We start from the raw sequence: 26,678 nt of genomic DNA on the forward strand, positions 1-26,678 counted from the left end.
GTACGATGATGACCAAAACAGGATTCAATCTGGCGGCTCTTCAATTTAGTGAACAAGATTTTCTGGATGCAGGTCCGATCGCGGTCAATGAGCTGCGAGATTCGGATATTGCAGTCATCGGAATGAGCTGCAAAATTGCCGAAAGTGAAAATGTAGCTCAGTTTTGGGAGCTTCTACGGGCGGGGCAGGACGCTATACGTCCTTTTCCTGCCAGTCGCAAAAAGGAGCTGGAGAGTCTCTTCCAAGTCGGACTGTTGAATGAACAAACGGCACTAAATGAAGGTGGGTTTTTGGAGGAGATCGACAAGTTTGATTATCCCTTTTTTCAACTTTCTCCAGCAGAAGCACGGTTAATGGACCCGAACCAGCGGTTATTTTTGGAGTCTGCTTGGACTGCGATCGAAGATGCGGGATACGGGGGCAACAAGCTCTCTGGTAGCCGGACGGGAGTCTATGTGGGCTACAGTAGTGATTTTGGCGAGGAGTACAAGCGTTTTGTAGCAGAAATGGCGCCTTCCTTAGCTTCCTCAGCGATTCCAGGCAATATCCATTCTATGATTGCCAGTCGAATTGCCTATCTATTGGACTTAAAAGGACCCAGTCTGTTGGTGGATACAGCATGTTCTTCTTCTCTGGTAGCTATTCACCTAGCCTGTCGGGATTTGCGGCACGGGGATTGCGATACGGCGATTGCTGGGGGAGTAAAAGTTACACTCGTGCCTGTAAAAGAGGGAAAAGGCGGGGGGCTGGGGGTAGGCTCCTCGGATGACCGGACGAGAACATTCGATAGCATTTCGGATGGCACAGGCGGGGGAGAAGGTGTAGCTGCTGTTCTGCTCAAGCCCTTGAAGCGGGCCATTCAGGATCACGATCATATTTATGCTGTCATTAAAGGAAGTGCTGTGAACAATGACGGGACTTCCGCCGGGATTACGGCGCCCAATTCGCTGGCCGGAGAGGATGTCATTGTACGGGCCTGGAAGGATGCTGGGATTGACCCGGATACCATTACATATATCGAAGCTCACGGAACAGGCACCAAGCTGGGTGATCCAGTAGAGATTGATGGTATACGGAGAGCCTTTCGGCAGTATACCGACCGGAAGCAATTTTGTGCTATAGGCTCAGTCAAAACTAATGTGGGTCACTTGGATAACAGTGCGGGAATCACGGGCTTTTTAAAGGCAGTGCTTGCTTTGAAGCATGCAGAAATCCCGGCGAGCCTACATTTCACCTGTCCGAACCCGGACATCAGCTTTATTGATTCACCTGTATATGTGAACGATAAGCTGCAATCTTGGCCTAAGGAGAATTTTCCGCGACGCTGCGGAGTAAGCTCGTTCGGTCTGAGTGGTACGAACTGTCATGTCGTTCTGGAGGAAGCCCCGGCTTGGGCTGATATGCAGGACGGTGGTCAGTTGGGACAGGGAACCGCAGAGACGATTCAGCTTTTTACGTTGTCCGCCAAAAATGAAACAGTGCTTGCAGCCTATGTGAAGCAATATCAGCAATATGTCACAGAACCCCAAGCCTATCCGTTACGCGATCTTTGTTACACCGCCAATACGGGACGGGGGCACCATAGCTATCGTTTGGCGATTTTGTGCCAAGACTGGGCTGATCTGGGGGCAAAACTGGCCCAGATTCAGACCTCTGCCTTCGGCTTCAGCGGACAAGCACAACAAGGAGAGCTTATACCGGGCGTATATTTTGGACGTCATAAGGTGGTATCTGCCCAAAAGGAAAAAGAAGCGGGTGAGCTTACGCTGGAGGAAGCCAGAAATCTGACAGCTTCAGCCCAAGAGAAACTGACCCAGTCTCCAATCGAATTTCACACCCTGAATTCTCTGTGCCGTATGTATGTTGAGGGGGCAGATGTGGAATGGGAGAGGTTATATGAAGGCAAAGCTTGCCACAGACGAAGCATTCCCACCTATCCTTTTGAACCTAAGCGATGCTGGGTGGAAGTAGAGGAAAAAGCTATAGCCTCGCAAGCTTCCCAAGTTCGTAAATTCACAGAGTTGGAAAAAATGCACCCGCTTTTGGATCGTTGTTTGGCAGAAACCGAGGGACAGGATATTTATCTGACACGCTTCTCTGTGGGGAGTCATTGGGTACTAAGCGAGCACAAGATAATGGAAAGCTGTATTGTACCGGGAACCACTTATCTGGAAATGGTTAGATCAGGGCTGGAAAAATACAAGCGTCCAGGCAAGGTGCTGGAACTGTATGACGTTCAGTTTATTTCTCCGCTCATTTTGGAAGTAGAGGAAGAAAGAGAAGTACACACCATTTTGCAACGGGAAGGTGAGACGTTTTCGTTTAAGGTGATAAGCCGAACGGGACTCTCAGCTCAGCCGTGGGAACAGCAATGGGTAAGGCATGCACAGGGGCAGGCGATGTTTGTACAGGCTAGCCACCCTGTTATGAGTCTGGGCGATATTCGAACTGAATGTAACGACCAGGAAGTAGTAGTGGGCGAAAATCATGCTGAAGCAGCCGCCGCCTTTTCATTCGGACCGCGATGGGAGACATTGCGGACGATTGCAATTGGAACAGACCAAGTGCTGGCTAGACTGGAGCTGCCCGCAGCCTATCATATGGACTTGAACCAATACGTGCTCCATCCGGCTTTGTTGGATGTGGCAGTCGGGGTAGCAAGCCAGAGCTTGGGAAATGGTCTGTTCTTGCCATTTTCATATCAAAAGCTGCGTATTTACGACTCACTCCCACAGCATTTTTACAGCTATCTGCGTAAAAAAAGCAAGGTTAGAGAAAGTGGAGAAATTTTAACGGTAGATGTGCTCATTCTGGATGCTGAAGGTCAGGTACTGGTGGAAATTGAAGACTATGCTGTCAAACGAGTGCACGAGGCGGATTTCAAACGAAATCGGTACACAGAACATCATAAATATCATCAGCTTGTGTGGAAAAAGAAAGAACAGGCATATGCCGGGCATGAAGCAGACACAGCAACCCGAACCACAAATAATTCGGTATTCTCCGCACCGCTGGAAACGATTTTATTATTCACAGATAACCGTCCGATCGGTGTAACGCTGCGTGGACAGTTGGCCCAAGAAGGGTATGATGTGGTCGAAGTAAAGCGGGGAGTCAGCTTCGCTAAACTGTCAGACCATGCTTACTTTTCTAATGGTACCGAGGAAGATCATATACACCTGTTGACAGAGGTGCGATGCCGGAACGCTAAGAAACTGATATATCTCTGGAGCGGGCAGTCTATGGTTCAGCTATTTCATCTGGCCAAGGCAATCACACAGACCAAGCCTGCTGTTCAGGAACTGACAGTGATCGCTGAGCAGGCTTATCAAGTGAACGGATTGGAAAATGAATTAAAGCCGGAACATGCGGGCTTGTTTGGACTGGCCCGGGTCATCGGTCAGGAATATCCCGATTTGACTTGCCGTTGTCTTGATATAGATACGAACACCCGGATTTCCGACATCACTCACTCCTTATGGCACGGAAATGATGATACATTTCTGACCGCTTGGCGTAACGGAGAACGTTATGTAGAGCAAATTGAGCCCGTGGATTTGACGGAAAGTAAGGCTGACCCGATTACGATCAGACCGCAGGGAGTCTATGTTATTACTGGTGGTACTGGCGGGCTGGGGTTGGCAGTCGGCCAATGGCTTGCTACGAAAGGGAAGGTCACGCTGGGATTACTGGGTCGCACACCATTGCCACCCAAAGAGCAATGGGAAACCATTGCATACGCAGATTCGAACATCAGTCCAAACTTTAGGCAGAGTTCAAAGCCAAATATGAATACAAGAATGCTGAATACGATTACCGCCTTGCTGGAATTGGAGCGGCAGGGAGCTCAGGTAGAATATTATGCTGTCGATGTAGCTGACGAGGCGGCTATGAAGCAAGCCATGAATGAATTTCGCCACAAGTATGGGGCTATTCACGGCATCATCCATGCTGCGGGTGTGGCAGGAGACGGTTATATGGCGCTCAAGAGTCAGGACCGCTTCAACGAGGTATTGGCTCCCAAGATAACAGGCACACATGTGCTTGACCGAATTACAGCTTCGGATACACTGGACTTTTTTATTCTTTTTTCATCCGTCACTTCGCTGACGGGTGGACCAGGACAAAGCGACTATACGGCGGCCAATGCTTATCTGGATGCCTTTGCCGAGTGGCGGAATCAATCCGGCCATCGCACACTTTCCATAAACTGGGCTCCTTGGCAGGAAACCGGGATGGCTTTTGAGCACAAGGTTGATTTCCAGGAGAGCTTATTCCATGCTCTGTCCACACAAGAAGGACTGGCCGCTCTTGAACAATTATTGCTTCATCCCGTTTCGCGTGTCATTGTGGGTGGCTTGCACTATGCTCAGGTGGCCGCACTCGATTCTACTGCCATTCCTTTCGGCTTATCTCATGAAATGCGCGCTATTTTGGAACGTCATCGTCGGCTTCTACATAATCATGCGGTCATGTCATCCGATGCTGTGCGTCGTCCTGTACAGCTGCATGGTCGAGGGACAGGAGAATACAGCTCATCGGAAAAGGTGATCGCGAGCATATGGGCGGATGTGCTGGGGCTTGATGAACTGAACATCTATGACAGCTTTTATGAGCTGGGAGGAGACTCCCTGATTGCCAGTAAAATGGTGGGGCAGATGAATCAGAGCTTGTCTACAAAAGTGGATATCAGCGATATTTTCAATTATATGACGGTCCACGAATTAGCCCTGTATACGGATGGAGAAGCGAAGCAGCCCCTTCTGGCAGAAACGGAGCTGCCTTCACCCCGATCAGCCGGCTCAAATCTGATTATTCGTCCGCCGCAACAACGCGAGGTGTATCCTGCTTCATCGACACAGCGTCGATTTTATATGATGCGTCAGATGGCAGGGCACAGTACTTTGAACAACCTATGCAGTGCGATGACCATCACGGGTGATCTGGATCATCATCGGTTGGAGGAAGCCATATATGCGGTGATTCGGCGTCACAGTTCTCTGCGCACCGCTTATGAACTGCGGGATAACGAACTGGTACAGATCGTGTATCCAGAGGTAGATTTTTCGCTGGAATATAGTGAAGGGGATGGGCGCGAGTTGGAGGCGTATGTGGACGAATTTATCCGTCCCTTTGATCTGAATTGCGCGCCGCTTTTAAAGGCAAAGCTGGTCCAGCTGGAGGAGAATGTTCACCTCTTTTTGTGTGATGTTGACCATATTGCAGCCGATGGAGCCTCAATTGGTATTTTATTAAGTGAAATGATACAGGGCTATTCGGGATATGATCTATCGCAACTGCCTATGCAATATACCGATTTTATACTTTGGCAAAATCAGCGTCTGGACAGTGCCGAGATGAAAAAGCAGGAGGAATACTGGCTGGACGTATTTAAGGGAACGCTGCCTGTACTTGATTTGCCTACAGATGAGCCGCGGGCCGCGCAAATGAGCAATGCCGGGGATGTTTATACATTTGAGCTAAGCGAGGAACTAACAGCTTTGGCAAAAGAAACAGCGGTACAGCACGGGGTTACGCTTTTTATGCTTCTGTACGCTGTTTATAGTACATTATTGGCAAAATATGCGAATCAGGAAGATATCATCATTGGCACGCCAAGCGCAGGCCGTCAATCCGAAGAGACTCAGCACATGATTGGGCTGTTCATCAATACACTGGCCCTGCGGACTGTACCATCCGAAGATAAGCCGTTCTCGACCTATTTGCAGGAGGTTAAGAAACATGCGCTTGAAGCATATAAGCATGAGGATTATCCCTTTGAAATGCTGCTGAATCAGCTTGACGTGCCGCGAGACCGGAGCCGAAATCCGCTATTTGATGTTCAGTTTATTTCCCAGAACTTTAAGGGGGAACCGATGAGCATCGACGGGCTTTGCTTTACTCCGTTGGAAGCTAAAATGGAGGCTGTACAAGTTGATCTAACGGTCATATGGCTTGAAAATGAAGGCAGGCTGCGTTTTCACTTTGAATATGCGACCCAATTGTTCAAGGAAGAGACCATACGTCGACTTGCCACTTATTACGAAAATCTTTTACAAGAAGTCGTTGCGGATGCTACACGCCCGATTGGCCTCATTTCCATGAATCATGCGGAAGAAAAGCAGCGATCCCTGTACGAGTGGAATCAAACCCAGGTGGATTATCCGCAGGAAAAGCTGGTTCACCAGTGGTTTGAAGAACAGGCTGAACAGCACCCTGATCGGATTGCTGCCGTTTATGGGCAGCATTCACTGACATACAGACAATTGAATACTAGAGCGAATCAGCTAGCGCGGCACTTGCTTGCCTATCAGTTGGCACCAGACCAAGCTGTTGGTATTTTGGTCCCCCGTTCGCTGGATATGCTGACCAGCATGCTTGCTGTACTTAAAGCAGGAGCAGCCTATGTCCCTATGGACCCGGAACATCCGACGGAGCGGGTGGCCTACATGATGGAGGACAGTGGCGCAACTGTGCTCCTAACTTCTGTGGAAAGTGTCAGCATAACCTCACTTCGTTTTACAGGGGCTGTCGTTGATGTAAGTGATCCGGCCTTGTACAGCGGAGATGCGGATAATATAGCTTTGGCGGGCAAGGAGCTTCTGGCCTCTCACCATCTGGCGTATATTTTGTACACGTCGGGATCATCCGGTAAGCCCAAAGGTGTGATGGTAGAGCACAGAAATGTAACGAATTATATCACGGCTTTTCAGCATGAGTTCCATTTAACGGCTGAAGATGTGGTGCTCCAGCAGGCAGCCATTACCTTTGATGCATCCGTGGAGGAAATATACCCTACATTGGCAGCAGGGGGAACGCTGGCTATGGTTTCTCAGGATGAACTGAAGGACATCCAATTGCTCAATCAGTTCATTCGCCAGCAGCAAGTGACCGTGGTCAGTGCCTCGCCATTTATTTTGAATGAGCTGAATCAACTGCCCCCTTTCCCGCATATTCGTGTTTATATTAGCGGTGGGGATGTGCTGAAAAGTGAATATGTTACCCAGTTGTTGCGCTCCGCAAAGGTCTACAATACGTACGGACCGACAGAAGCGACCGTCTGTGCGACCTATTATCGTGTGCCGGATACTCCAGATGTTCATCCGCTGCCTATCGGACGACCTGTTGCCAATGCTGCGGTATACATCATGAATCGCAGGGGTACGGATGTTATGCCTATCGGGGTACCCGGTGAAATCTGTATTTCAGGTCGAGGGGTTACACGCGGCTACATGAACCGCCCCGAACTGACGGAACAGCAGTTTGTAGCAAACCCATGGATACCAGGCGAGCGTATGTACAAAACGGGTGATCTGGGCAGATACCTCGAAGATGGGCAAATTCAATTTTTAGGAAGAAAAGATCAGCAGGTTAAAGTACGGGGCTACCGTATCGAAGCGGGCGAGATTGAAAAATCGTTGCTCCAGCACCCGCATATACAGGATGGGGTTGTGCTGGTGCAGGAAGTTCTACCAGGTATGCAAGAGCTATGCGCCTACATCGTGACGGATCAGGAGTTATCGGTGGCAGAACTGAAGGCCCATCTGTCGGCAACCTTGCCTGATTATATGATTCCGTCTTACTTTGTTCGAGTCGATGAAATCCCGTTAACACACCATGGAAAAATCGATCGTCATGCTTTACCGCAGGTAAATGAAAGCATCAAGGTCGGTACGACCTATGTACAGCCAGCTACACTTTTAGAAGAGCGTCTGGTTGAGCTTTGGTCGGAAATCCTGCACCGGGAGCAGATTGGTACACAGGATGATTTTTTCCTGCTGGGTGGACAATCCTTACTGGCAACCAAGCTGGTCTATCTTATTAATCAAGAATGGAATGTAAGTCTGTCGCTGCGTGATTTCTTCCGGGCAGGCACGGTTCAAGGGTTAGCGAAATGGATCGAGGAAATTCAATCGGGTCGTGAACATGGAATAGTAGTGGAACAAAACGGATTAATTAAGCCCTTTAATCTCCGACAAAAGCCGTTGTTCCGCATTCAGGTTATTCATCAGCCCGCAAACCATCATTTGCTGTTCATTGATATGCATCATATTATTACGGACGGTCTTTCCCAAGAAATTATCGTCGAGGAATTTGCTCGTTTATACGGTGGTATGAACTTGCCGGAATTGATGATCCAGTATAAAGACTACGCTGTGTGGCAACGTGAATTTATGAACAGTGCGGAATTCCGGCAGCAGGAGCAGTTTTGGCTGGAGCTTTTTCAAGGGGAAATTACAGAACTGCAATTGCCTACGGATTATTCACGCCCCGATGAGAGAAGAGGTGAGGGACGAGCCGTTCATTTTGAGCTGGATCAGGAATGGACGTGGAGATTAAAACGCTTTGCCCTGCAACAAAATGCCACAGTATTTATGGTTTTATTGGCGGTCTACAACCTATTGCTGGCCAAAGCCAGCGGGCAGGAAGATATTATCGTCGGTATTCCGGTATCCGGCAGAACCCATGCGAGTCTGAGTCCCCTGGTGGGTATGTTCGTCAATACGTTAGCCCTTCGCAACACGCCGAATAAGGACATGACGGTGCAGGAATTTTTAATGCAGGTCAAGGAACATTCTCTTCAGGCTTTTGAGCATCAGGACTATCCATTTGAGCAACTGGTTGAGAAGCTGAATTTGGCTGGTCGAACAAGCCGTAATCCGCTGTTCGATACCATGTTTGCAATATTGAACGAGTCTTCCCGTACCATCGTGGAATTACCTGGCCTGAAATTGACCCCATGTGATGAGGTGGAATATACAGGAGCACAATTTGATTTAACATTTACCGCAGCCATGACCGACCAGCATATCGAATGTATCCTTCAATACGATGTAGATCTCTTTACTGAGGAGACGGTTGAACGCTTGAGCCGGGAATATCTTCAAATTTTACGTTCGATCCTTATCAATCCACAGCAAAAGATTGGAGAACTTCGAATAGAAGAGGTGGCTGTTAACCCGAATGAGCATTACCAAGAGAAAGAGCTTGAGCCCGCAAGTGTCCATAAGGAAGAGGGCTGGACGAATGAGCTTGCGGTTGCACTTTCGGATTCAGTGAGTGAGGCAGAATGGAAGACGCTCGTCCACGATTTCAACCAGACAGAGATGGATATGGGATCTATAAAGCTATTGCATCAATACTTTGAGGATCAAGCAAGTCGTAACCCTGAACAGATCGCTCTCATTTCCGGTCAACAGCAGATCAGCTACCAGGAAATGAATCGGCGGGCGAATCTGGTCGCACATACTTTACTGGACTCCGGCACCCAGCCAGAGCAAGTAGTAGCTATAGTTATGGAGCGCTCACCGGAAATGATTGTTGCTTTGTTAGGCGTGTTAAAAGCAGGGGCGGCATATCTTCCCATCCATCCAGCCGATCCGAAGGAACGGATTCGCTATATCCTGGCAGACGCTGGTGCCGAGTGGATTCTGACCCATCAGCGCTGCCATGACAACTGGATGGATGAAGAAATTCAGCGGGTCATCGACGTTGATTTATTGTGTCAGGATCAGCAAGAACGCGGTAATCCAGAGCTTGCCATTCAGCCTGATCATCTGGCCTATGTCATCTTTACCTCCGGCTCAACCGGGCAGCCCAAAGGGGTAATGGTGGAACACCACGCCTTTAGTTCACGAGTGGTATGGCTAGCACAACAGCTTGAATTAAGTGAGCAGGACACAGTGCTGCAAAAAGCATCCTATACGTTTGATGGTTCCATCGTCGAACTGTTCAGCTGGTTTATGGGCGGAGGGCGATTGGTATTACTGGAGGCTGGTGCAGAAACGGATACCCGTCAAATGCTGGATACCATTCACCTGCATCAGGTTACGGTGGCTTTCTTCATTCCTACTGTGCTGCAGATGTTTTTGTCAGAGCTTTCAGTCGAGGATACGCTTCAGGCAGCCACTTTGCGTTGGGTCATGTCAGGGGGCGAACCGTTAGGCCAGGAGCAAGTGCGAAACTTTAATTTAAAGTTCCCGGAGGCAAAATTACTAAATCTGTATGGACCTACGGAAGCCAGTGTGTTTGCAACAGCCTATACGTGTACATCTGTATCCCCGGAAGGTCCGATTTCCATCGGACGACCCGTGGGCAATACTCGGGCCTATATCCTAAACCAGGAACTGGCATTGGTAGGTTTGGGACAGGTAGGAGAGCTTTGTCTGGGAGGGCGCCATCTGGCACGCGGGTATGTACATCTGGATGAACTTACGGCAGAGCGTTTTATTCCCAATCCTTTTGTACCGGGTGAGCGAATCTATCGTACAGGCGATCTTGCCCGTATGCTGCCTAGCGGCGAGATTGTTTACTTGGGACGGTCGGATCAAATGGTGAAAATCGGGGGCTACCGAATTGAGACGGGCGAGATTGAAACAGCTCTTTTGCAAAATCCGGCGATTCAACAGGCAGCCGTGCTGGATTGGATAGATGAGCAGAGCAACAAGTATTTGTGCGCTTATCTGGTTGTGCAAAGCGACTGTACCGTTCGAGATTTAAGGGCATTTTTGCTGGAACGATTGCCGGAATATATGATCCCTTTACGTTTTATGAGGGTCGAGAACATGCCCCTTGGTTCAAGCGGAAAGCTGGACCGTAAGGCGTTAGATGCCTTGGGGATAGAGCTGCCTTCCGGCAAAGAGCTTACACCGCCACGTAACGAAATGGAACGGAAGCTGGTCCTGTTGTGGGCGGACATTTTCAAAACAGGTGCAGTAGGTATAGATGATCATTTCTTTGAGTTCGGTGGAGACTCGTTGCTGGCTCACCAGTTTATTTTGCGTGTGCGTCAAACGTTGGCCATTGAGATGACTTTAAAAGATCTTTTTGCAGCTCCGACCATTCGACAACTTTCGGATCTCATAAGCTCCAGAAGAATTGAATACCATCACGAGGTTGAAGAGACGGTCTGTTCCTTGATTCCTGCCGCCGCTCCGAGTGCCTATTATCCAGCCTCATCTGCTCAAATGCGTCTTTTTATGATGCACGAGCTGAATCCAGAGGATCTGAGTTACAACCTACCAGGCGCTATTATGCTGGAAGGAGAGCTGGACATCGCCAAACTTCAAGAAGCCTTCCAAGCGCTTATTCAGCGTCATGAAGCTTTTAGGACAACATTTGATGTGATCAACGGTGAAATTATCCAGCAGATTCATGAATCTGTTCCATTAAATATTGAATTTTTTAAAACAGAGGAAACGGAGATTAGCAACATACTTCGGGGCGCTGGAAAGCTAATAAAGGAAGTCGTCCCTGTACAGCAGCATGCACTGTCATCGGTAAAAGTAGAGAAAAAAGAACGCCGACGGAGGGAGATTTAGCATCATGCATTATGAAGGATATGAAACATCTTCGGCGCAAAAGCGGCTATATCTGATAGATGATCTTCTCGGACCTAACATCATCTATAACATGCCCAGCATTCGAATGATTAAAGGCCCGCTGAAGCAGGAGCGATTGTACAGGGCATGGTGTAGGCTGACAGAACGTCATGAAGGCTTGCGAACATCGTTCCTACAAAAGGACGGTGAGGTTTTGCAACTCGTCCATGAATCCATTGACGTATCCATCCCTTATAGAGAACATTCGGGTCAGAGTACGGATAAGCTTGTTAACGAGTTTATCCGTCCATTCAGCCTGCATGAAGTCCCTCTATGGCGGGCTGAGCTAGTACCCTTGGCTGATGAGGAGCTCCTGTTCCTGTTTGATATCCACCATATCATTGCAGACGCGGTAACCATCAACATTATATTTGAAGAGCTGATGGCTCTGTATCACGGGCAGGAGCTTGCTCCATTGGAGTTTCAGTATGTTGATTATACGATCTGGCAAAACGATCAATTAAGCGACATTCATATTCAGAAGCAGGGTGAATTTTGGTTGAACCAATTTACAGAAGATGTCCCGCTGCTGTCGTTGCCTACGGATGGAAAAGGGCTAAGATCCGATTACAGCGGCGGGGTTGTACCGTTTTCTATTAAAGCTGATACAGCTCACTCCTTGCGGGCATTATGCTTGCAGCACAATGTTACGTTGTATATGGTTCTACTCGCCGCATACAGCATCCTTCTATCCAAATATGCCGGGCAGGAGGATTTGGTCATCGGAACACCTGTCGCTGGAAGAACTCATTCAGAGTTTGAAGGGATTGTGGGCATGTTCGTGAACACGCTCGCCTTGCGCCAGAAGCCGCTGGGAAGCAAGCAGTTCTCTGCTTTTCTGGAAGAAGTGGCAGACCGAACCTTCGCTGCTTTTGATCATCAGGACTATCCCTTTGATATGCTGGTGGAGCAGGTCAATCCTGAACGAATCAGCGGCCGCAATCCCTTATTTGATGCATGCTTTGTATTGGAAAATGTACCGCAGCCTGTCGTGCCTGCAACAGAGGTCACGTTTTCTCCTTATAGCTTTGAGCATAAAATCTCAAAATTTGATATCACCTTGTATGCATACGAAATGCAGGAGGGTATAGGGCTGGAATTGGAATATCGCAAAGCGTTGTTTAAGGAGGAAAGCGCCAGCCGCATGCTGCGGCATTTTGCCAGAATTGTCGAGATCATTGGCGAACAACCCGATATTCGGATTGAAGATATTGATATGGTTACAGAAGAGGAACGCACTGTTCTCCTTCATACTTTTAATCAGACCAGCAGCAAAAATGCATATGAAAAAAAATTGCATGGAGTACCCATCCATCGTCTATTCGAACAGCAAGTGATACGGACGCCTGACCATCCAGCTGTGAACTGGAAAGAAAAGCAACTGACGTATGAGGAATTAAATGAACGTGCTAATCAATTAGCTCGGGTTTTACGGCAAAAGGGGGTTCAGGCTGAGGATGTAGTTGGAATTTTAGCTACGCCTGCGCTGGAAATGATTGTCGGTATATTGGCTATTTTGAAGGCGGGGGCTGCTTATTTGCCGATTGATCCGCTCTACCCGGATGAACGAATTCAATACCTTTTACAGGATAGCCAGGCGAAAATATGCCTTCTACCAACTGCCAGCACCAGACGTTTTCCTCAGGCGGAAACGCTGCTGCTCACAGACCCGAGTCTATATACGGGAGAGTCCTGTAATCTGGAGGACAACAATCAGGCGCGCAATGTGATGTACATTATTTATACTTCAGGGTCAACAGGACAACCGAAAGGCGTAATGATTGAACATCAATCCTTTGCCCGCCTGGTACTGGAGCCGGGACCGCTGAAGATTACGCCAGAGGATCGAATATTGCAGACGTGTTCCCTGGCCTTTGATGTGTCGGTTTATGAATTGTGGGGAACGCTGCTGAGTGGAGCAACCTTGTATCTCATTGAAAAAGAAGAGCTTTTATCTGCCGACATACTCGGAATGAGGATGGCACAGTATCAAATCACCATGGCATGGTTTACAGCCCCGCTTCTAAATCAGCTGATTGATGATAAACCATCCATCTTCACCGGACTTCGTCTGATCATGACTGGAGGAGATGCCTTGTCTCCCCAGCATATGAAGCTCCTTCGTGCCGCACAGCCGGATTTAACGATTGTGAATGCGTACGGCCCTTCGGAGAATACAATTTTTACGTCGTTTCATACGATTCAAGAAGACTATGACCATAACGTGCCGATTGGCAAGCCTGTCGCCAACACGCAGGTCTATATCTTGAACGCGTCCAATCAACTACAGCCCATTGGTGTGCCGGGTGAGCTGTGTATTGGCGGTGAAGGACTAGCACGTGGCTATTTGGCTCGTGAGGAATTAACGGCATCCAAATTTGTTACTCATCCCTGGTTGCCGGAAGAGCGAATGTACCGTTCCGGAGATTGCGCCCGCTGGCTGGCTGATGGAACGCTTGAATTTTTGGGTCGCATGGACCACCAGGTCAAAATTCGGGGCTTCCGTATTGAAACTGGCGAGATTGAGGCTCGGCTTGCGCACATCGAGGGGATTCAGGAAGCAGTCGTTCTTGTTCGCCAACACAACGATGGGATCAAATACCTCTGTGCTTACTTTGTCTCCGATGTAGAAATGTCACAGGCGGAAGTTCGACTGGAGCTCGCTACGTATTTGCCGGATTACATGATTCCTGCCTGTTTGATTCGGCTTTCTCGTTTGCCACTGAATGTGAATGGCAAAGTGGATCGGAATGCTCTGCCGGAGCCTGATCTTGAAGCACTGCGGGAAAATGAATATGTCCCTCCTTGTAATGAACTGGAACAGGAGCTGGTTCGCATCTGGTCGATGGTTCTGCCCTCGAACCTACCCATGGATCGCATCGGGGTAATGGACAATTTCTTCACCCTGGGAGGGAGCTCGCTCAAGGCTACCAAGCTGGTTTCATTGGTTTTGCGTGAGCTGGGAATCGACCTGCCGCTTACCAAATTATTTACTTACCCTACCATTCGTCAACTGGCAGATGCATTGAATGGAAGGGCGAAAAGTGAGTTTCCGGCCAGAGCAGATACGCTAGTCCTTTTAAAGCCAGGTACATCGCAGGATAAGCACCTTTTTTTCATTCATGATGGGAGCTTGGATGTCAGTTGCTACATGGAATTGGTAAACGAACTTACGGCTACATGGAATTATTGGGGCATAAAAATGGATGCTTCGATTCTTGCTAGAAATAAAACAGCTGGAATGAAAGAAGCCGCACATCGGTATGTAGATCAAATCAAAAGTATTCAAGAGAAAGGTCCTTATTATGTTGCCGGGTGGAGTATGGGGGGAACGATTGCTTTTGAAATGACCCGCCAATTGGAAGAGCAGGAAGAACGTGTTGAGCTCTTGGCAATTCTAGACACACTGCCACCTTTGAAGTACGGCAAGGAAGATCACTGGGACCGTCATATTCAAGAGCTGGAAAGAATGGAAGAGACTTTGGATTTATCGCTGTGGAAGCGAGCATTTCCAGCCAGTGTACTGCCCTTGCTGCCTGAATTCCATGAGTTGGGACGGAATGAATTACTAGAACGCTTTAAAAGCGTAAATCATTGGGTAAAAATGCAGCATATTTACCGGCCAGATCGAGTTGTAACAGCCCCTGTATGTTTGTTTATTTCAGAACATACCTGGGAATTAGGATATAAAGGATGGGAAATGTATTGTAGGGGGGAAATGTATACCCATAAAGTGCCTGGCGATCATTTTTCCATCGTAAAAGGCGCTCAAGCCGTATCTGTAGGTTTGGTACTGAATACATTTTTGAGGTAAAAACATGCTCCTGCCTGAAGGTTGAGGACCACAGGCAGGAGCTTTTATTTGATATGAACGTGTGAGTTGATTTGTAATATTAATTAACATGGTGTATAAAAACATATGGTAATGTATGAAAAAACCCCTTGTCTGCTTCCAGATTTTATAGTAAAGTATCCAATAATCAACTTTGTATGAAACTAATATTCACTACCTGTGAGTATTTATCACACATTCTCCATGACCTAACACAATCCTCTTCCTTTTTATGATATTACATCTATTCCACTACCCTACTGCATCTCTAACACCACTAGATTATAAATGCTTTCTGTGCCTGTATCCTTCAAAAAAAGCCTGTCCATAACCTACATACCTTCCCTACTATTACACCTATTTGATGAACTCGGAACTTGGGACTACAGCTTGAGGACAAGCTTGTCATGCCAATCCAAAGGAATTGGTATTCATCCGGTATCAACGAATTAACAATATATAAGGTGCGAAAGGGGTTCGCTGCATGAGCAAAAAGTACGTAAAACACAAGATCTGGGCCGTACTGCTGGTACTTGCGCTAGGAACGGTTTTGGTGCTTTCCGGTTGTGGGGGATCAGGTGAAGGAGCAAAACCAGAAGCAGGACAACCGCCAGGTGGAGCGGGAGAAGGCGCGCAAGACACGTTGATCTATGGGCGTGGCGGAGATTCCGTGGCATTAGATCCTGCCATTGTGACTGAAAGCGAGTCGTTAAAAATCGGAATACAGGTGTTCGATACACTACTGGAATACAAGGAAAGTACCACGGAGATTCAGCCGGGGCTCGCAGAGAGCTGGGAAGTATCACCGGACGGACTTGTCTATACGTTCAAGCTGCGTCAGGGCGTAAAATTCCATGACGGAAGTGACTTTAACGCAGAAGCAGTTGTATTTAACTTTGACCGCTGGGTTGATCCAAAAAGTCCATACAAATTTGAGGGTGACTCGTTTGACTATTATGATTCTATGTTTGGGCCTGATGGAAGCAGAGTGATTAAGGAGGTTAAAGCGGTGGATGCGAATACCGTCCAGTTTACACTGAACAAGCCGCAGGCTCCTTTTTTACAAAATATCGCTATGCCATCCTTTAGTATTGCAAGTCCCAAGGCTATTAAGGAGAAAAAGGCTGATTTTAAAAATAATCCGGTCGGCACAGGGCCGTTTGTATTTAAGGAATGGAAACGTAACGATACGATCACCTTGGAAAAGAATCCTACTTATTGGAAAGAAGGACAGCCAAAGTTGGCTAAGGTCATCGTTCGTTCCATTCCAGACAACACTGCGCGATTTAATGCTTTGCAAAACGGGGAAATTGACCTGATGGAAGATTTGAATCCGGATGATGCGAAGCAGTTAGAAGGTAACAGTGAGTTGGTAAAAATCGAACGTCCCTCCTTTAATGTGGCATACATTGGATTTAATTTAAAGAAAAAGACATTTAGTAATCCCAAGGTACGGCAAGCACTGAATCACGCAGTGAACAAACAGGCCATTATTGATGCATTGTTTGCGGGCGAGGCCAAGCCTGCAGTCAATCCGATGCCGCCTACGTTATGGGGATATGACGAAAGCATTCAGGACTACACTTATGATCTAAATAAGGCTAAATCTTTGCTAGCGGAAGCGGGTTTCCCTAACGGACTTCCAGAGCCGCTAACCTTCTATGCAATGCCTGTATCTCGTCCATACATGCCTGACGGCAAAAAGGTAGCAGAGGCCATTCAAGCTGATTTTGAAAAAATAGGAGTCAAAGTCAATATCCAATCTCCAGAATGGGCTACGTATCTGGATGATCTTAAAGCTGGAGAGAAGGATGATCTGTATATGTTGGGATGGAACGGGGACAATGGCGACCCGGATAATTTCCTTTACACATTGCTGGACAAGGACACGATCCCAGGCAATAACCGCAGTTTTTATGTGAATGAGGAACTTCACAAAATACTGGTAAAGGCGCAGGTTGAGGTTGATCAAGATAAGCGTGCGGAATTGTATAAACAAGCACAAGTCATTATTAAACAAGATGCACCTTGGATTCCCTTGGTTCACAGCACGCCGTTGATGGCAGGCAAAGCCAATCTTAAGGGTTTTGTACCTTGTCCGGCAGGTATTGAAGCGTACGGTAATATTTATTTTGAATAGCCCAAACGCAAGTAGGCGGTGAATAGCATATGAACTCATATATTGTAAAAAGACTGGCCATATTGATTCCCGTATTGCTGGGGATGACGCTTATCGTGTTTTCGATTATTCATGCTATTCCCGGTGATCCGGCGGAAACAATACTGGGGGACAAGGCCACGGAGCAGTCCAAACAGGCGCTGCGTGAGCAATTAGGGCTGAATAAGCCGTGGTTACAGCAATATGGGACCTATCTAAGTGAGCTGGCACGAGGGGACTTGGGCGATTCCATTCGTACCCGGCAGCCGATTGCCCGGGAAATGGTCCCTTATCTGGCGGCTACGCTAGAGTTGACGGTAGCAAGCATGTTTTTTGCCGTTGTCGTGGGTATGAATGCAGGCATCGTAAGTGCCTGGAAGCGTAACTCTTGGTTTGACTATGTCAGCATGGTCATTGCCCTGGTCGGAGTATCGATGCCGATTTTTTGGCTGGGCTTGATGGAGCAGTGGATCTTTGCTAATAAGCTGCATTGGCTCCCTTCCATTGGACGTATGAATTCTCGTGATCCGGTGGAAGCTGTGACACATTTAGCCGTGATTGATGCGGTCATAGGTGGACGTATGGATCAGGTATGGACCGTCATCAAGCATTTGATCCTGCCCAGTATCGCACTGGGAACGATTCCAATGGCGGTCATAGCGCGTATTACCCGTTCCAGCATGCTGGAGGTGATGGATGCGGACTATATCCGCACGGCTCGGGCGAAGGGGCTGGCATCTTTTCAAGTCGTGTACAAACATGCGCTTAAAAATGCTGCGATCCCTGTGCTTACTGTCATCGGTCTTCAGACCGGATCGTTACTGGGAGGCGCCGTACTGACAGAGACCATATTTGCCTGGCCCGGCATCGGACGGTACATTTTTGAAGCGATCAGCTCGCGTGACTATCCGGTTATCCAAAGCGGAATTCTAATCATTGCGTTCCTGTTCGTCATCATTAATCTGATTGTCGATTTGCTGTACGCTGTTCTCGACCGGCGTATTCGTTATCAGTAATCAAGTCGTCAATTGGTCAAGGGGGAGCATGTCCGATGTCACAATTTTCAATCGAACCCAATAACATACCGACAACACGCAATACATTGGCGCATTTGCCTGTGGTGTCGGGCCCTTGGAGAGACGCGTGGAGAGCTTTCCGTCACAATAAAATGGCGTTCGTCGGTCTCAGCATTATTATCTTCTTTGTCATCATTGCTTTGATCGCGCCCTGGATTGCTCCTTTTGACTATAAAGAGCAAAATTTGGTGAGCCGCTTGCAGCCTCCTTCCGCAGAGCATTGGTTCGGTACCGATGATCTTGGTCGTGATTTGCTGACTCGTACGCTGTATGGCGCCAGAATCTCATTATGGGTCGGTTTCTTGTCCGTTATTGGTTCCATGATTGTAGGAACTGCCTTAGGATTAATTGCTGGATTTTATGGAAAATGGGCTGATATGATCATCTCACGCCTATTCGACATTTTACTGGCATTTCCGGGGATTTTGCTGGCAATTGCTATTGTGGCCATTCTGGGGCCTTCGTTGGAAAATGCGTTATACGCCATTGCCATTGTCAATGTGCCAACGTATGGACGATTGGTTCGCTCTAAGGTGCTGAGTGTCAAAACGGAGGAGTATATTACGTCTGCCAGAGCGCTTGGAGCTAATAATCGGCGAATCATACTCCGTTATATTTTGCCTAATAGCCTGACGCCGATCATCGTACAAGGAACATTGGGGATCGGAACGGCCATTATTGAAGCAGCAGCGCTCGGATTTCTGGGCTTGGGTGCACAACCTCCTGAGCCCGAGTGGGGCAAAATGTTGTCCGATTCGCGGCAATATATCCAAAATGCGCCATGGACAGTTATTTTTCCGGGGATATCTATCATGCTGACCGTATTGGGCTTTAATCTGATGGGTGATGGCCTGCGGGATGTTTTGGACCCAAGAGCGAAGCGTTAGGGTAAAAATAGCGAGGTATATAAACAGCATCATTCCGTCTACACCGTTTTCCATGCACATTTTTTAGTTTTACTTATATACTTCTATTTAAATTGAAGAAAAGAGGTGTTCCCTGAATCTGGTAGCTGGGGAACACCTTTTTATATGACTTTGTTTACGTTTAGTGTACTTCGATTCATCCCGCTATGGTTTGCAATCTTCTCCGTAAGTCATGTGAACTTTCCTGAGGCGTGAAAAAAATGTATAATCACTCCAATTGAGTACGTAGGGAGTGGGCTTTATGACATGGCAAAATAAGAGAGAGCATCGACAATTTGCGGAGCAGACACGGAGCGACGCTTCACGGGCAGCATATGAACGAGATTATTCTCGATTGATCCATTCACCGACCTTCCGCCGGTTGCAGGGTAAATCACAAGTATTTGGCGCAGGCACAGGAGATTATTATCGCACACGGCTGACACATTCGTTGGAGGTAGCGCAAATTGCGCGTGAGGCGGCACGAAGCTTGCTGCGCCGTCATCCAGAGGTAGAGTTGGAACAGGCGGATAACGCAGGACTGATCATTGACCCTGAGGTGGTGGAGTGTGCTTCGATCGCGCATGACTTTGGGCATCCACCGTTCGGACACAAGGGAGAAGAGGTGCTGGACGGGATTTTGGATCAACTGATTGAGACGAAGGTAGAAAAGATATCAGCTGCTGGTGGCTTTACGCCAGAGTCCAAGCGTGGGCTTGAGGCCTATGCACGCGAGCGACGAATTTATGAGCATTTTGAAGGGAATGCGCACAATTTTCGGCTGATTATGTTTTTGGAGAAGCGTGAGAATGTGGATGGTTTGAATTTGTCGGACGCTGTATTGCTCGGAATCAACAAATACCCGTATCCAGGGATTCTGAACAAAAAAGGGTTGTACCTGCATGAGTGGGAATATATACGTTCGATCCGCGAGGATTGGGGCATCCCTGACGGTAAAAAAACGCTGGAGGCCCAGCTCATGGATCTGTGCGACGATATTGCTTATTCCGCGCATGATTTGGAGGATGGGATTAAGGCAGGGAAAATTGAGGTGCACGAGCATTTCTTATATGACCCATATTTAATTCGTCTGATCACGGAAAAAATCACTACGTTGGAGGATAGCTTCTGGCAAGGCTGGCAACTGGCTGAGATTGAGCAGAAGGTCGCAGCGGTACTAAGCGAATTTTTGAAGGTGTGGAATGGGAAGATGCCGATATGTGAACACGATTATTCTCGCACCCGCCGGGAGGTCAAAGCATACTGGGTCAGCCTGTTTGTCAGCAGCTTAGGTGTAATTGATGATGGAAACTGGAAAAAGGTAACCTTCGTACGGGATGGAAGCGAGGATTTGGATATGCTGCGCACGGTGAGTGTATTAAAAAGCTTTGCTTGGGTCACCATGATCCGCGATCTGCGCGTACAGCGTCTGCAAAAACGCAGTGAATGGATGCTTAGACGGTTATGGTTGGCTTTTCTGGACCCCGAAACATCCAAGTCCATTATTCCGACCGATTGGCTCCAGCGCTACGAGCGAGACCAGGCCAAGGCCAAACCAATCTGGACATGGGAGCATATGGTCATTGACTATATTGCAGGCATGACTGATGCTTTTGCTGAAAAAATTTATAATGAGTTATATGGCCTGAAGGTAGGTTCCATTTATGACCTGGACTAACGTTTTTATTTAACCCTATATAGTAGAAGAAACTTGTTTAGAACGGATAGAAGGGAGAGGAGAAGGCGTATATGCAACCTCAGTCTTTAGCTACTAACTCGTTGAATCTCGGTGTGCTTGATATGGTACCGCTGCTGCCCGGCAATCGTCCGGAGCAAGCAGTTCAATGGGCGGCAAAGCTGGCGAAACAGGCGGAAGCATGGGGATATACACGCTACTGGACCTCCGAGCATCACGATATGGAGGGGCTGGCTTCCTCCAGTCCGGAAGTGCTGTTGTCTCATATCGGGGCGGTGACGACGACCATCCAACTGGGGGCGGGGGCTATATTGCTCCCGCATTATAGTCCAGTCAAGGTCGCCGAATGGTTTCATCTGCTGGCTGCTCTATATCCAGGCAGAGTCGAATTGGGTCTGGGGAGGGCCCCTGGCGGGGGGCCTCATGCTTCGATGGCACTAAGCGGCAATTTTCTTCAACATGTGACTGAGCTGCCACAGAAGATGGAAGCTCTATTGGCTTTGTTGGAAGGCACATATGAATATGAACAGATCCCCGTGTTTGCCCGTCCAATGCCAGAACAGCCGCCAGCGCTGTGGATGCTGGGTACCAACCGAAAAAGTGCCGAATATGCTGCGCAGTATTCAACGGGCTATGTATTCGGCCAATTTATGAGTGAACAGCAAACGGAAGAAATGCTAAGCATTTACCGCTCTAGCTTTCAACCGTCCACACGGATGGACAAGCCCCGTACTATGGTTGCTGTAGGAGCAGTATGTGCGTCGACAGATGAGTTGGCGCAGCAATGGGCTGCTCAGATTTCATTAGGCGATCCAGCGATCCGAGCCAGTTGGCTGGTGGGAACACCATCGGTTATTGCCGAACGGTTGCGTAGCTTGCAGATCAAATATAATAATGATGAGTTTCTGTTGGTCACGCCCATTCCCGATTATGAGCAGCGGCTTCATTCCTACCGACTAATAGCGGAGGCTGTGAATTGTAGTCTTGATTCCAAATGAAAAGATGAAAAGAGAACTGACATGAATAAATACAAAATCGATACAGATAAAATGAAACCTCGCTACATATATACCTATGCGTGTCATGAGACCGAGCGTGAATTGTGTCTTTTGGAACTAAAGTGCTTGTTCGGTCAACAGCCTGTGCATAGTTCCATGCTGTCGTCCCATCTTCGGCTGGAGCCGGGGATCAGCCCGTTTATCCATCTTCGTCTGGATATCATCATCGAGGCGGACACGCTGGAGGAGCTATGCGAGGCAGCTTCCATGTTACAGCTTGAGGAAGGAAAGACCTTTAAGGTGCTGTGCCTTAAAGAAGGGGACAATGAGGCTGATTATGACGAGCGGCGCGAGATAGAACGCCGGATTGGTGCACGTATTCAGGGGCAGGCGCAAATGAAGACACCGGATGTAATCCTAGGAGTCATACGATTAGGAGAACGGTGGCTGATGGGCATGTGCGAGTATAGCGACAGATCGTGGCAGGAGCGTCGTCAGAAGCCGCAAAACTATTCTACTGGACTACCCGTTCTGGTAGCTAGAGCACTTGTGAATTTAGCAGCAACGGATATAACTGCATCTAAGGGAAAGTCAGACTCCTTGAAACTGCTGGACCCGTGTTGTGGTATGGGCAATGTAATGATTGAGGCATTGAGTATGGGCAAGGATATTCGCGGCTGTGATATCAACCCGTTGACGGTGCGTGGGGCACGAGTGAATTTACGCCATTTTGGATATGAAGAAGATCTGGTGAAACTGGGGGATATGAACATGCTCACAGGTAATTATGATGCAGCTATATTGGATATGCCTTATAACCTGTGCTCCGTGCTCCCTGCTGACGAACAAAAAAAGATGCTGCGCAGTCTGAGACGCCTGGCCGCGCGGGCAGTGATTGTGAGCACGGAGCCGATGGCAACATTGCTATCCGAGTCAGGCTGGACCGTTATGGAGCAATGCCGTATCTATAAGACAGGTATGAGTCGGGAAATCTGGATCTGTAAGTAGCTTGTTAATACTGAGTTTTGTAGTTAACCAAATTCAGTGGCAGCTTCTGACCAGTAGCATAGGCTTTCAAATTAGTGAGAAAAATATCTACCGCTCGTTCAGCATATCGGTCTGTATCCCCTGCAATATGCGGCGTAATCAGGACATTCTCTAGACCCCACAGTGGATGTGACGCAGGTAGCGGTTCTTCCTCGAATACATCCAGTCCGGCAAAAGCAATATGTTTTTGTTCCAGCGAGCGTACCAGCGCATCTGTATGAACAGTCTTGCCGCGACCGACATTTATGAAGAAGGCGCCTTTACGCATCGCTGCAAATGCGTTTTCGTCTAAGAAGTGATGGGTCTCTTCAGTGAATGGCAAAATATTAACCACAATATCCGCAACGCCCAATGCTTCATGTAGTTGTTCGTTTGTGTACATGTGTTCTACATGGGGAGCTTCCTTGCCGGAACGGCGAACCCCGATCACTCGCATGCCAAAGGCTTCTGCAATCCGAGCGGTTTCACGGCCAATTTCGCCAACGCCTGTAATCAACAGCGTTTTGCCACGTAATTCCGTCAGTTGACCTTCCGGTGGCTGCCATGTTTTCTGACGCTGCAAGAGAGCCGCTTGCTGTAAATAACGGGTATGCGATAGCAGCATTCCAAAGATCTGCTCTGTAATTGGAATCGCATGTACACCACTTGTATTCGTGAGTGCAATGTTGCGCTTTTCCAGTTCGGTAAGCGGGAGCTTATCAATCCCAGCCGACCAGGTTTGTATCCACTTTAGCTTGCTGTCTGGATGTAATGCTTCCTCGGCAATATGCTTGGACCAGCCTAGAATAACCTCGGCCTCACGGATCTGTTCAGTCTCCAATTCCTGGGCTTTGCCAATAATCAATTCGTAGCCTGGAGCCGCTGCACGAACCTGTTTTTTTTGATCATCCGTCAATTGATGTAAACTTAAAATGCTTCCCATGATTCATAGCCTCCTCGATGTTTGATTCCTTGGAGTTTCCAATATATTCTGGCGAACCATCCCTTCAAGGATAACAGATTGTCGGGAAATTTGCATAAGAAGGGTAGAAACAAGCCCGCGGTGTCATCATATATAACAACAAGTGGCTTTACCCTGATTGGGGACCAACCAAACAGCTACTTTTTGGGATATCCACGGGATATTCGTTAAGAAAGGAGAAGAGGTAGATGAAAAATGAATCGCAAAGACTCTTTACAGCGATAGCTCTCCCGGACCAGCACAAGAAGAAGTTACGTCATTGGGTAGAGCAGGATTTGAGTAATTTGTCTTTCCGCAAATGGAGTGACTTCAGAGATTACCACGTGACACTTCAGTTTCTGGGTGATGTGGCGAATTCGGTTATTCCAAAACTTGAGCAGGCTCTAGTTCATGCTGGAGCTGAGCATCGCCCGTTCACGCTTGGCATGGGTGAAGCAGGCTTTTTTGGACGCGAAGATTTTCCGCGTGTACTATGGAGGGGAGTGACCGGGCAGCGAGAGTCACTGGATCTGCTGTACCAGTCCATACTTCGAGCTACCGAACCGCTGGGTTTTAAACCCGAGGAACGACCTTATCGACCTCATATCACTGTAGCACGTTCATATACAGGAGGGGAGCCTGTTTCAGCGTCTGTGTGGCAGTCAGATGACCGAAGCGGCGAGCCTTGGGAAGTGGGGGAATTTGTATTATATGCAACCCGAATGGGACAAAAACCGATGTACCAAATAATTCAAACATTCCCATTAATGAGGTGAAACCCTTGATCTATCAGCGAATTTAGTGATATAGTGTTTCAGCGTTATTCAAAAAGCGCATTTTGGGTTACATATCTGAGGAATGTGCTTAAAGTTAACGGGAGGAACATTATGGAAATCGTTAAAGAACATCGTTGGTTTGCACCTCTTTTGAGTGTGCTGCTTGTTTGTATATTGGGGATAGGCCTCTACGCTGAGGTTCAGCAAACACAGAATAATCATAAAAATGCACCTATGCAATCTCTGAGCTGGTCAGGGAACACTTCGGTTCCTACATATGGCGACAGGATGGGGACCCATAACGGGTCAAACAGGACAAGCCCCATCTTTGTCGCTGCTCATGGGCAGCCAAGCTGGAAAGAAATCATGCCGACTCCGTTACCCGCTTCCCAGATGAAGCAGGTGGAACAAGCTCGGAATAACGCTGTTACAGGCAAGAAAAAGCCTGAGGTCCAGCATAGCAAGTCCGCAATCCTAACCCCTCCTACAACCATCTACTTTACGAAGACAAAAATGCTCACTCAGGATGACAAGGCGTTGTCTACCTGGAGCTATCCTGTCTCCGCTAAAGAACTGCTCCTGCTGCAAAAAATAGTGATGGCAGAAGCAGAAGGCGAACCGTACGAAGGCAAAGTGGCAGTTGCCAACGTTGTCTTAAACCGGCTGCGGTCAGCCTCATTTCCCGATACGATTCAGGCAGTGATTTATCAAAAAGCGCAATTTAGTCCGGTTGCGAACGGGCGTCTTCGTCGTGTTCAGCCTAACCAGGACTGCATACGTGCAGTTACGGCCGCTTTGAATGGCCATAAAGCCGTGCCTGATAACACCTGTTTTTTCCTTTCGCTTACGTTGGCCCAGGACCTTACGGTTCATCATTCGCGTACCAAGGTGAAAACTATCGGTCATCATACCTTTTATAAATGAGCATTTGGTATAAATCCCATGAGCGACAAATAACAGCCCTTTCTAAACAACAGGGTTCAGCTTTGTGAGCGTATTTTGTGTGCGCAGGTGAAGCAGGTATGCAAAAGAGGTATAATTAGGTAAAGGAAAGTAACCTAAATAATAAAAGTGACAAAGGAGGCGTAAATGTTATGAAAATCACATATTATGGACATTCAGTTGTGTTGGTGGAGGCAGAGGGGAAGCGGATTATTATCGATCCTTTTTTGACGGGGAATCCTAAAGCAACCGTACAGGCCGAAGATATTCAGGTGGATGCAGTACTGTTGACACACGGTCACGCCGATCATTTTGGTGATGCAGTTGAAATTGCCAAGCGCAATGATTGCCCTGTAATTGCGGTGGCGGAACTGGCTGAATATTGTGCATCCTTGGGAACCAAAGCTCACGGTATGAATCTGGGTGGTGGTCACCAATTTGACGGTTTTCATGTGAAATTTACGCTGGCGTTCCACAGTTCCTCTTTGACCGTGAACGGACAAACCATCTACATGGGAGAGCCTGCGGGGATTTTATTGACTATGGGAGGCAAAACATTTTTCCATGCAGGGGATACCGGCTTGTTTGGCGATATGCGTCTCATTGGAGAAACCAACTCCATTGATGCCGCAGTATTGCCGATCGGAGATGGTTATACAATGGGACCGGAGGATGCTTTGCTGGCAGCGAAATGGCTACGGGCAAGCCGCGTGATACCGGTGCATTACAATACTTTTCCCGGCATAGAGCAGGATGGAGACGGCTTCTGTGACCGTCTTCATAAAGAAGGTATTGAAGGGAAAGCATTGAAGCCAGGCGAAAGTCTCGAATTTTAATACGGTTTATCGATTTGCGGGAATGTACATGATGGTCCGTATGTATATTAAACTCCTTTGTCAGCCTTTTCTGTTCCTTGGGAATAGAAAA

The 26,678-nt window shown here is 47.9% G+C and carries 12 protein-coding genes; 11 read left to right on the forward strand and 1 reads right to left on the reverse strand.

Annotated elements, in window-relative coordinates:
• Nucleotides 1–5 precede the first annotated feature (5 nt).
• From ACH59B_RS05935 to ACH59B_RS05970, 8 genes are all read left to right on the forward strand, one after another.
• Entirely contained in the window at nt 6–11,321 is an 11,316-nt protein-coding gene (locus tag ACH59B_RS05935) for an amino acid adenylation domain-containing protein (RefSeq protein WP_404303501.1), read from the forward strand.
• 4 nt (nt 11,322–11,325) lie between these two features.
• On the forward strand, nt 11,326–15,195 hold the full coding sequence (locus tag ACH59B_RS05940) for an amino acid adenylation domain-containing protein (protein ID WP_404303502.1): 3,870 nt from the start codon (nt 11,326–11,328) through the stop codon (nt 15,193–15,195).
• 502 nt (nt 15,196–15,697) lie between these two features.
• Entirely contained in the window at nt 15,698–17,353 is a 1,656-nt protein-coding gene (locus tag ACH59B_RS05945; protein ID WP_017426443.1) for an ABC transporter substrate-binding protein, read from the forward strand.
• Between the two features lie 29 nt (nt 17,354–17,382).
• Nucleotides 17,383–18,387 (forward strand): ABC transporter permease, encoded by a 1,005-nt coding sequence (locus ACH59B_RS05950; RefSeq protein ID WP_025364249.1) that lies wholly within the window; start codon nt 17,383–17,385, stop codon nt 18,385–18,387.
• Nucleotides 18,388–18,422: 35 nt separating this feature from the next.
• Entirely contained in the window at nt 18,423–19,334 is a 912-nt protein-coding gene (gene nikC / locus ACH59B_RS05955) for a nickel transporter permease (protein WP_019686396.1), read from the forward strand.
• Between the two features lie 280 nt (nt 19,335–19,614).
• The gene (locus ACH59B_RS05960; RefSeq protein ID WP_016821269.1) at nt 19,615–21,030 is read left to right on the forward strand and encodes a deoxyguanosinetriphosphate triphosphohydrolase family protein; all 1,416 of its coding nucleotides are present in this window, start codon (nt 19,615–19,617) and stop codon (nt 21,028–21,030) included.
• Between the two features lie 71 nt (nt 21,031–21,101).
• Nucleotides 21,102–22,046 (forward strand): MsnO8 family LLM class oxidoreductase, encoded by a 945-nt coding sequence (locus ACH59B_RS05965; RefSeq protein ID WP_017426446.1) that lies wholly within the window; start codon nt 21,102–21,104, stop codon nt 22,044–22,046.
• Between the two features lie 21 nt (nt 22,047–22,067).
• Complete coding sequence (locus tag ACH59B_RS05970; RefSeq protein WP_017426447.1) at nt 22,068–23,054, forward strand: restriction endonuclease subunit M; 987 nt, start codon at nt 22,068–22,070, stop codon at nt 23,052–23,054.
• Nucleotides 23,055–23,058: 4 nt separating this feature from the next.
• Here the strand turns inward: ACH59B_RS05970 and ACH59B_RS05975 are convergent, their stop codons facing one another.
• Complete coding sequence (locus ACH59B_RS05975; protein WP_017426448.1) at nt 23,059–24,015, reverse strand: D-2-hydroxyacid dehydrogenase; 957 nt, start codon at nt 24,013–24,015, stop codon at nt 23,059–23,061.
• A gap of 227 nt (nt 24,016–24,242) precedes the next feature.
• Here ACH59B_RS05975 and thpR point away from each other — a divergent pair, with 227 nt between their 5' ends.
• From thpR to ACH59B_RS05990, 3 genes are all read left to right on the forward strand, one after another.
• Complete coding sequence (thpR, locus tag ACH59B_RS05980) at nt 24,243–24,809, forward strand: RNA 2',3'-cyclic phosphodiesterase (protein ID WP_404303503.1); 567 nt, start codon at nt 24,243–24,245, stop codon at nt 24,807–24,809.
• 111 nt (nt 24,810–24,920) lie between these two features.
• Nucleotides 24,921–25,733 (forward strand): cell wall hydrolase, encoded by an 813-nt coding sequence (locus ACH59B_RS05985; protein WP_016821264.1) that lies wholly within the window; start codon nt 24,921–24,923, stop codon nt 25,731–25,733.
• Between the two features lie 170 nt (nt 25,734–25,903).
• The gene (locus tag ACH59B_RS05990) at nt 25,904–26,587 is read left to right on the forward strand and encodes a metal-dependent hydrolase (RefSeq protein ID WP_017426450.1); all 684 of its coding nucleotides are present in this window, start codon (nt 25,904–25,906) and stop codon (nt 26,585–26,587) included.
• Nucleotides 26,588–26,678: the final 91 nt, after the last annotated feature.

This window comes from Paenibacillus sp. DP01 (assembly GCF_044784315.1).
Classification (GTDB): Bacteria; Bacillota; Bacilli; order Paenibacillales; family Paenibacillaceae; genus Paenibacillus; species Paenibacillus polymyxa.

What these genes read in the sequence shown, in the direction of transcription:
- thpR (WP_404303503.1), top strand. Translation starts at nt 24,243, where the DNA reads ATGAAAAATGAATCGCAAAGACTCTTTACAGCGATAGCTCTCCCGGAC.
- ACH59B_RS05965 (WP_017426446.1), top strand. Translation starts at nt 21,102, where the DNA reads ATGCAACCTCAGTCTTTAGCTACTAACTCGTTGAATCTCGGTGTGCTT.
- ACH59B_RS05950 (WP_025364249.1), top strand. Translation starts at nt 17,383, where the DNA reads ATGAACTCATATATTGTAAAAAGACTGGCCATATTGATTCCCGTATTG.
- ACH59B_RS05970 (WP_017426447.1), top strand. Translation starts at nt 22,068, where the DNA reads ATGAATAAATACAAAATCGATACAGATAAAATGAAACCTCGCTACATA.
- ACH59B_RS05935 (WP_404303501.1), top strand. Translation starts at nt 6, where the DNA reads ATGATGACCAAAACAGGATTCAATCTGGCGGCTCTTCAATTTAGTGAA.
- nikC (WP_019686396.1), top strand. Translation starts at nt 18,423, where the DNA reads ATGTCACAATTTTCAATCGAACCCAATAACATACCGACAACACGCAAT.
- ACH59B_RS05975 (WP_017426448.1), bottom strand. Translation starts at nt 24,015, where the DNA reads ATGGGAAGCATTTTAAGTTTACATCAATTGACGGATGATCAAAAAAAA.
- ACH59B_RS05940 (WP_404303502.1), top strand. Translation starts at nt 11,326, where the DNA reads ATGCATTATGAAGGATATGAAACATCTTCGGCGCAAAAGCGGCTATAT.
- ACH59B_RS05985 (WP_016821264.1), top strand. Translation starts at nt 24,921, where the DNA reads ATGGAAATCGTTAAAGAACATCGTTGGTTTGCACCTCTTTTGAGTGTG.
- ACH59B_RS05945 (WP_017426443.1), top strand. Translation starts at nt 15,698, where the DNA reads ATGAGCAAAAAGTACGTAAAACACAAGATCTGGGCCGTACTGCTGGTA.
- ACH59B_RS05960 (WP_016821269.1), top strand. Translation starts at nt 19,615, where the DNA reads ATGACATGGCAAAATAAGAGAGAGCATCGACAATTTGCGGAGCAGACA.
- ACH59B_RS05990 (WP_017426450.1), top strand. Translation starts at nt 25,904, where the DNA reads ATGAAAATCACATATTATGGACATTCAGTTGTGTTGGTGGAGGCAGAG.